This is a genomic window from Corynebacterium sp. H127 (assembly GCF_037482665.1).
Lineage (GTDB): Bacteria > Actinomycetota > Actinomycetes > Mycobacteriales > Mycobacteriaceae > Corynebacterium.
The window spans coordinates 26,813-34,539 of record NZ_JBBHKY010000014.1; the positions used below are offsets into that span (position 1 = coordinate 26,813).

Genomic DNA, 7,727 nt, shown 5'->3' on the forward strand with positions numbered 1-7,727 from the left:
TCAGACCGCCAGGTGAAGGTTCTGGCGCGGGTGGCTGATAGGCGTCCGGAAGGGCGTGGTCGGACTTCACTTACAAGCGCACGACGTATGCGTTGGCGGATCGCGGTCTGGTGACGATGAACCAGCGGTACCACTCTTGTTCCGAGGTGTGTGTCTCGTCTATTGCTTTGACGCAGAGGTCTTGTTGTCTCGCCTGGCGTCGACGAGGACGAGTTTGATCTTGATGCCTTTCTCCTTCGCAAGAGTGGCGATCGTGTCTTCGACTCGTTTGATGCGCTCGGGCGCGAAGTCCGTGTTGTAATGCCCAACGCATAGGTACACGCCGTAGCTGATCTGCTCGGTCTTCATGTATTGGGGCAACTGGGTCGCTGCGCCTCTGAAGAATCCGCTGCTGCGGATTACTTTGACTTCGAGGAGGGCACGATCTTCCCATCCCTTGGAGAATTTGAAGTCGACCGGACCGCGGCCGCGGTTGACCTCCTGGCTGATGTCAACCTGTGCGGCACGGCAAGTCTCGGTCCACATCGCGCCGGCGATAGCCTGGATGACCACTTCTTTCTGCGGGTTATCGGCGGCCCACAGTGCGCGCCACAGATCTGTATTCTCGACTGCGCGTTGGAAGCGTGTCGCAAGTAGTTCGACGAACGCCGGGAACTCCTGCTGCTGGATAGGAACCTCGGCTGAAGTAATGGGTGAGATCTTACCCACTGCTTCTCCGGTCTCCCGCCAGAAGACCAGGCCTTTCGGGTCCATTTCGACATCGTAGGGCAGGTGGGGCATCTGTGCTACCAGCCGCAGGTAGTCGGCTGCCTTGTCTGGGTACTTGCGTGCGAAGCGTCGCGCCAACACACGGCGGTCTGCTTGATTGAGACCCTGTGCGATCTCGTAGCTGAAGTCTTGTCGCAGAAGATGCCCTTCGTGGACCTCGGCCCACTTCCAGAACTCGTCCGGGGACACCGTCGGGATCTCTTTCAAGAACCGCTCAGGTGTGAGCAGAACTCCACCGCCACCAAACGGGGACTTCGGTAGTTCGATCTTGGCGTCGGGAAGCCACCTGGATCGCTTCCGATCCCAGCCTGGATGCTTGACGATCACTGGCTCCGTCGTAAGGCCGAGCTTCTTAGATACCTTTTGGGTGTATCGGATGAACCGGTGCTTGAGAATGTTGCAGAGGATGTCGCTGATCCGATCCAGACCGATTCCACTGGAGAAGAGGTTGAAGCCCGCGATAGACGCAAGATCTTCGACGTGCCCGTACCGGCGTGCGAGGTCGAGGATGTCTGCCATCTCACCGGCGGCCTTGGGTCCCGTTCCAGAGCCGTGCGGGGCGCCCATGCTCAGGCCAAGGCAGAACTCGTTAGGTTCGGGGAACCGCAACAGTTCGAGCGCCTTCTGGTATGCGAGTGAGTTCTGGTTTCCCTTGGCCTGCTCGATGAGACGTGCTGCGGTGTCGAAGAAGTCCGTGACTTCCTGCTTGGCCCCCTCCCACAAGGGCTTGTTGTCGTCGAAAACCAGAAACGGGTCGACATACAGTGGCGTGTCTTGGTCAAGCAGAGGGTTGAACCACGAGCTCTTTTTGCCGTGGTCCACGCCGAAAGCGCTGCTGAACCTCATGCCGTGTTCCCTTCTGCGCAGCCCCTGGCCCCGCTGGCCCGCTGTGGGGTGGGAGTACATTGTCGCATACTGCGCCTGTCTGGGGCGCACGCGCCCCGCACTGGTTCCCCTATCAGGGCTGAACCAGTGAGATCAGTCTTAGCAGGAAAGAGTCGCATCGGGTCTCCGGGACTAGAGGTTGGTCTCAGGGTGCTGGTCATCGACGCTCGAAGCGTTCAAAACGGACCTGAGCGCGTTCAGCAAGGGAATCCTCATGACAGCAATGCGAGATAAGTCCACGTACCCATATGGGCACGTGGACACGATCACAAGCAGTGCAGAACGGCAAGCCCAAACCGTTCACGAGCAAGTTTATCAAGATGAACCAACAAGTCACCCCTAAGTAGCAATATAGACATATAGGCACTTACGTCCAGCCTGTTTAACGGACTCATCGAGATGTCTCTGCTTAGCGCCGCCATTCAAGCAATCATCACAGATTGACTGGTTTCATAAAAACCCCAGGCCAGCGATGGCTCTATTTACAAAAATTCCCCCGCACATAACACTCCATATGAGATGATTTACCCTGGGGCTTACTTCTCGATTCAAAATTTCACACTGCTCATTTTTGACTCTCCAGCTCTCCGAAAGGTAAATATGTCTATCCAAATCACACACGTTCATTTTGAGGAATTCCAGAAGACGGAAGCCGCCATCACCAACTACAGGTGGCGAGGGCTAGAGAGTGGGGAAGTCGGTGAATCTACCAAGCCCGATCTTGTGCAATGGATAAATAGCGGCGGCCAAGCATTTGTTGGAAGTGGAACGAATCGAGTTCCTGTAGGCGTCATAAATCCTGAGAACGGAAAGCCCTACTTGCGAACTTATGCAGATGGAAAATGGACGAATAATCTAGTTGAACTTCCGTTATTTTGATATATCTCGACCTGAAAAATCAGCACGGTGACGAGTACCGCAAGGAAAACGTGGAGCTAAACCAGATCGAAGAAACAATCCTCCAAGCCCTACTACAAAACAACCGACTCAACCCACGCCAATGGCCCCGCCCATAACAAACAAAACAACGCCCACCCCGCAGCGGGTGGGCGTTGTCCTATTGGGGCACAAAACCACTAAAACAGCCTAAAACAACGCAACGAAAACCTAAGACACTACCGACTCGCCGCGCATCTCAATCCCCAATTTGGTAGCCACAAGCTGCGCTGCCTGATTGAGCTTATTCTCTCGCACTGTGATCTCGTTTGGTTGAATACGCATCTCCTCAGGAAACCAAAACCTATCCGTAATCTCAACCGGCATAGTCCCAGGCGCACGACATATCCAAACGTGATACTCCCCACTAGAGCAAAAAGCATCTTTCACCCAAGCGCAAAGGCTTCCTTCTCATTCACGCCCGACGCTACTAAATATGGGTCAATGTGGGTGCCGATGCGTCTTCCTGTGCTCGAACCAGACCCAAATCAAAGAAGCCAGGAGCAACGGTGGCGTAACCCACGCCAGACGGTGCCACCAGTGTGCTCCGAAGTATGATTCATCAGCACTTAGCCCTGCTAGGTAATTGATTACAAGCGTTGCGATGAACAGCACTACAACGACAGTAACGCTCCACCAGTAGGCTGCGCTTTTCTGTTTACGCATCAATGCCATCCTCCTCAATACATGTTTGCTGTTTTAGCGTGGGTTTGCGTGGTTAGTCGTCTCCCCCACCCGGATTACATCGTTCGGCTATTGTTCCAGGAAGTCCGACATCAGGGCGCCAATCCTCCAAGTTCCAACTGGACTTAACCCGGGCGACTTGAGATAGCGGGTGACACACAAACTGGTTGTGGAGGCTTCCGGTATCCGCAACCCCCTTGGATTTTGCTTCATTCCAACCTGCAGTTTCAGGGATTGGTGACCGCATTGCCCTTCCCAAGACCGTAGGAAAGACCATGTATCGCGTACCTTCGGGCTGTCCTACAATGTCCACACGGTCGATTAGGGACAGACCAAAAGCAGCCTTGATTGGTTCATCATCACTTTCGGCGGCTGCACGCTCCGTAACTTGGTTGGAGGGAAGATCAACGACCGTCACCACAGTGTCTTTGACCTCAAATTCAAGGCCAGCTGGTGCGACTGCGTAGAGCCCCACTTCATCGCCAGGTTTTACTACTTCAAGGAAGTTGGAATCGCCAAGCAGGTTAACTTTGGTTCCGGCTGGCCCCTCAATGCGAAAGCTATCCCCCACCTTCAGTTGCGCCTCTGTTTCGCCACCACTGGAATCGGTGTTAGCTCCAATCACTGACACATCGCTCCCCTCTACGGGAACGTACTTGTTTACCTCATCTGCGGCAGCCTGCACTGAAAATGTCGAACTCAGCGCAAACAATGCCGTGGCGCCCACGCACGCCAGCCTTTTTTTGAACATGATGACCCCTTTTCCAGATTTCCAAGATACCCGGCTCGTCACCGGCTTATCTCGAACCTACGACGAATGAAAAATGCAGTCAATAACCATTCGGTAACAATGATCATTTATCTACATGAACACTGGTCAGGCTTTCGCGGCCTGAGTCATTTTCGTAAGCATTAGTTCCACGTGCACATGGAGCACCGTTACGCATCCGCTCATTCGTAGAGAGAAGTGAATACCGACTCGGGGCGAGTGGTGCCCCAATCAGGTACACCCCAAACGAACACTAGAGTACTGACCGTAAAACCTGTTCGGTAGGGTTAAAACATGCACAACCGAACACAAGTGTCACCACCCCTAAACCCAAGCGAACAGCATCCGGCCAGTGTCGGCCAAATCATCGGCTACGCCCGCGTCAGCACCACCGACCAAAACCCCGAACGCCAACACACCCAACTCACAGCCGCCGGAGCAACCCGCATCTACACCGACGCAATCACCGGCAGCACCCGCCACCGACCACAACTAGACGAAGCGTTGCGCTACCTCCGCGACGGCGACCAACTCACCATCACGAGCATGGACTGTGGTTTTGAGCGCTCGATGGCGTTGTTCTGAGACCGATATTTGGCGCAGAGTTCTAGCGTCGGGCAGCTGCGCGCCGCGGGCTGAGGCGGCGGTACTGGGTAACGGACTCCACGGGCGGCAGCAGGAGACTCAAGGTCAGATAGATAACGACCGAGAGTCCAAAAAAGATGAGCATCACGTATTCGCTGAACGGCGCGAGTAGCGCTCCTCCCACAAGCGTGACGGCGACGTAGATCGCTCGTACCCACGCGACGTTCGCTTCGGTTGCGGTCGAAATTCCGAGACAGACCCCCGTGAGCCACTTGCCGTCGAGCACGCGGCACCAGGTCGGTACCTGATCCTCGATTCCCGTCGGATCGGGTGTTCCAGGCTCGCTTACAACCGGGCCGACCTGATTGAGGGTGGAGCGCATCTGGCCTGCGTCGACGGGGTTGTCTCCCAGGGCGGAAAGCTGATCGCCGATCGATGCCTCCAGGTCGCGAACAGTCTCGTCGCCATCAGGGTCATCGGCCAGTTCATCTCTTGCGTCAGCGAGATAGCTCAATAGTTCGCGGTGAGCACTCGGAGTGAGCCTGAAGGGTTTCTGATGGCCAGTAAGCCTCATGGATACAGGGGTTTCGTTCGTCATCGTCCAATCCTTTCGATCATGTTCGTTAGCTTCTGCCAGTACGCCCGGAACTCCGTGAGCCGCTGCTTGCCTTCAGCGGTGAGCGACAGGTACTTCCTCGGCGGACCGCTAGGCGATTCACGCCACTCGTGATCCACCAGGCCTGCTCGCCGCAACTTGTTCAGGAGGGGATAGACCGTCCCTTCCTGCACGGGATATCCGACCTCTCGCAGTGCAGCGACAATCTCAGCCGCATATCTCGCTTTGTGCTCAACTGAGGCCAGTGCGAGCAGCTCAAGGAGCCCTCGGCGAAGGGACGCAAACTCCGGATCTTCCGTCATGCAAGTACCTTATGACAACAAGGTACTTGTGCGCAATACTTCTCTCAACAATCTTTAGTTTTATGAGACACCAGGCAGGAACTGGAATGTGAGACCGTTTCATGGGGCAATGGGCCTCCTCCCCGTCTCACTAAAACGTCTCACCGTAATTTGTTGCAGGGTGGTGCTCGGTAGGGGTTTGTGAGGCATAATCGAGACATGAGGCTTTTGGGGTACACCCGTGTGAGTACCGTGAATCAAGATGCGCAGTTGCAGTTGGATGCGCTTGTGGATTCCGGGGTGCAAAAGCGCGATGTGTTTGCGGATGTGACCTCGGGTAGCCGGACTGCGATCGAACGCCCCGGGATGAAGCGGCTGCTGGATTATGCCGAGTCCGGCGACACGGTCGTGGTGTGGCGCATCGATCGGCTTGGCCGGTCTTTGATTGATGTCCTCAACACCGTGAACTTGCTGCGCGATAAGGGCGTGAAGGTCCAGTCGCTCTCAGATGGCATCGACCCGGAGACCACGTCTGGCCGGTTGATGCTGGGCATGCTCGCCACGTTGGCCGAGTACGAGCGTGAGCTGATCACCGAGCGAGTCAATGCCGGCATCGCCGCGGCGAGACAAAGCGGTACCCGGTTTGGTCGGCCACCTGTTGACCCGGCAGTGATTGCGGAGAAACTCGACATCGCCCGGGACACCCGGGCCAAGGGTCGCACGGCAGAGGAAGCCGCCCGGCTGGTCGGATGGTCCCGCGCCACGCTATATCGGCACGAGCAGGCCGCCCGCGACCGCGACTCAGTCTCCCAGCAGGTGTGACATGGACGGGTCGCAGCGGTGGCGCATCCTCCGACTTCACGTCGAGGATGGCATCGCGCTGACGACCCTGGCCCGCGACACCGGAACCGGGTTGCGCACACTGCAACGCTGGCACCAGCTCTACAAGACAGGCGGGCTCGCGGCGTTGGAACCGCGGACACGATGCGACACGGGATCTCGACGTACTCCGGCGGAGCTGGTCACGTTCCTCGAGCACCTCGCGCTGACCCGCCCGCGCCCCAGCATCGCTACCCTCCACCGACGCACCGTGGCCGAAGCGGACCGCCTGGGTCTGGCGGCCCCGAGCTATGCCACGGTTCGCGCCATCATCTGTGCTTTGGATCCTGCCCTGGTGACGCTGGCCCTGGAGGGGCCGGCTTCCTATCGGGACCGCTACGAACTGGTGTTTCGCCATCGCGCCGAACGACCGAATGCGACGTGGCAAGCCGATCACACCGAACTCGACATCCTCATCACCGGTGCCAGCGGGACGCCCGAGCGCCCCTGGTTAACGGTGGTAATGGACGACTACTCCCGCGCGGTCTGCGGGTACATGGTCTTTACCGGGGCGCCATCGGCGATGAACACCGCGCTGGCGCTACGACAGGCGATCTGGTGCAAAACCGACCCGGCCTGGGCGATGTGCGGGATGCCTGACGTCCTCTATATCGATCACGGCAGCGACTTCACCAGCCACCACCTCGAGTACACCGCGGTCGCGCTGAAGATTCGCACCATCTTCTCCACCATCGGTCGCCCGCAAGGCCGAGGCAAGATCGAACGGTTCTTCGGCACGATCAACACCGAACTCCTGACCACCCTGCCCGGACACCTGACACCAGGGACGAAGGCCCCGGAACCGTCCTTGAACCTACCCGCGCTTGATCAGGCGATCGCCGATTTCATCGCCACCTACAACGAGCGGACCCACCGGGAGATCGGAACGAGCCCGAAGAAGGCATGGATCGGTGACGGTTGGTTACCGCGCATGCCCGAATCCCTCGATGAACTCGACGGACTACTGCTGACGGTGCCCACACACCGCACCGTGCAACGTGACGGCATCCACTTCCAAGGCCGGCGCTACCTCGCGCCAACCCTGGCACCGTTCGTTGGTCGCCCGGTGACGATCCGCTACGACCCGCGCGACATCTCCGAAGTTCGCGTCTTCGAGCGCGACACCTTTCTCTGCGTGGCCATTGACGAGGCGCACCCGAACCAGCGGGTAACCCTGCAAGAAGTCGAGGCCGCACGCCGAGCCCGCCGGCGTCAGCTGCGCAAAGACATCAACGATCGCATCCCACGGATCGCCGATCGGGCCGAACCGCGCACCACCGCACCCGCAGCGCGGCCAACCAAACTGCGCACCTATGAAGAGGAC

The 7,727-nt window shown here is 57.7% G+C and carries 8 protein-coding genes; 4 read left to right on the forward strand and 4 right to left on the reverse strand.

Annotation, left to right across the window (positions count from 1 at the left end; genetic code table 11):
- Positions 1-159: 159 nt before the first annotated feature.
- Complete coding sequence (locus tag WG936_RS11690; protein ID WP_339565479.1) at positions 160-1,614, reverse strand: hypothetical protein; 1,455 nt, start codon at positions 1,612-1,614, stop codon at positions 160-162.
- Positions 1,615-2,253: 639 nt separating this feature from the next.
- Between WG936_RS11690 and WG936_RS11695 the strand changes: the two genes are divergently transcribed.
- Positions 2,254-2,532 (forward strand): DUF3892 domain-containing protein, encoded by a 279-nt coding sequence (locus tag WG936_RS11695; protein ID WP_339572997.1) that lies wholly within the window; start codon positions 2,254-2,256, stop codon positions 2,530-2,532.
- A gap of 775 nt (positions 2,533-3,307) precedes the next feature.
- On the opposite strand, the gene WG936_RS11700 is transcribed toward WG936_RS11695, so the two are convergent.
- Positions 3,308-4,024 (reverse strand): DUF2599 domain-containing protein, encoded by a 717-nt coding sequence (locus tag WG936_RS11700; RefSeq protein WP_339565477.1) that lies wholly within the window; start codon positions 4,022-4,024, stop codon positions 3,308-3,310.
- Between the two features lie 312 nt (positions 4,025-4,336).
- On the opposite strand from WG936_RS11700, the gene WG936_RS11705 reads away from it, so the two are divergent.
- On the forward strand, positions 4,337-4,627 hold the full coding sequence (locus WG936_RS11705; protein ID WP_339572998.1) for a recombinase family protein: 291 nt from the start codon (positions 4,337-4,339) through the stop codon (positions 4,625-4,627).
- A 22-nt stretch (positions 4,628-4,649) separates the two neighbouring features.
- Here WG936_RS11705 and WG936_RS11710 read toward each other — a convergent pair whose 3' ends face one another.
- Both WG936_RS11710 and WG936_RS11715 read right to left on the reverse strand, forming a co-directional pair.
- Positions 4,650-5,225 (reverse strand): PspC domain-containing protein, encoded by a 576-nt coding sequence (locus WG936_RS11710; protein ID WP_339572999.1) that lies wholly within the window; start codon positions 5,223-5,225, stop codon positions 4,650-4,652.
- A complete protein-coding gene (locus tag WG936_RS11715; protein WP_339565533.1) occupies positions 5,222-5,545 on the reverse strand; it encodes a PadR family transcriptional regulator in 324 nt (107 codons plus the stop codon). The genes WG936_RS11710 and WG936_RS11715 overlap by 4 nt, the downstream gene beginning before the upstream one ends.
- A gap of 198 nt (positions 5,546-5,743) precedes the next feature.
- On the opposite strand from WG936_RS11715, the gene WG936_RS11720 reads away from it, so the two are divergent.
- Both WG936_RS11720 and WG936_RS11725 read left to right on the forward strand, forming a co-directional pair.
- Complete coding sequence (locus tag WG936_RS11720) at positions 5,744-6,346, forward strand: recombinase family protein (RefSeq protein WP_339565532.1); 603 nt, start codon at positions 5,744-5,746, stop codon at positions 6,344-6,346.
- Between the two features lies 1 nt (position 6,347).
- Positions 6,348-7,727: Mu transposase C-terminal domain-containing protein (locus WG936_RS11725; protein WP_339573000.1), on the forward strand; the 1,380-nt coding region annotated here is incomplete at its 3' end.

Bases quoted from the DNA above. Each gene is read 5' to 3' on its own strand.
- WG936_RS11695 (WP_339572997.1), top strand. From the start codon at position 2,254: ATGTCTATCCAAATCACACACGTTCATTTTGAGGAATTCCAGAAGACG.
- WG936_RS11705 (WP_339572998.1), top strand. From the start codon at position 4,337: ATGCACAACCGAACACAAGTGTCACCACCCCTAAACCCAAGCGAACAG.
- WG936_RS11720 (WP_339565532.1), top strand. From the start codon at position 5,744: ATGAGGCTTTTGGGGTACACCCGTGTGAGTACCGTGAATCAAGATGCG.
- WG936_RS11700 (WP_339565477.1), bottom strand. From the start codon at position 4,024: ATGTTCAAAAAAAGGCTGGCGTGCGTGGGCGCCACGGCATTGTTTGCG.
- WG936_RS11690 (WP_339565479.1), bottom strand. From the start codon at position 1,614: ATGAGGTTCAGCAGCGCTTTCGGCGTGGACCACGGCAAAAAGAGCTCG.
- WG936_RS11715 (WP_339565533.1), bottom strand. From the start codon at position 5,545: ATGACGGAAGATCCGGAGTTTGCGTCCCTTCGCCGAGGGCTCCTTGAG.
- WG936_RS11710 (WP_339572999.1), bottom strand. From the start codon at position 5,225: ATGACGAACGAAACCCCTGTATCCATGAGGCTTACTGGCCATCAGAAA.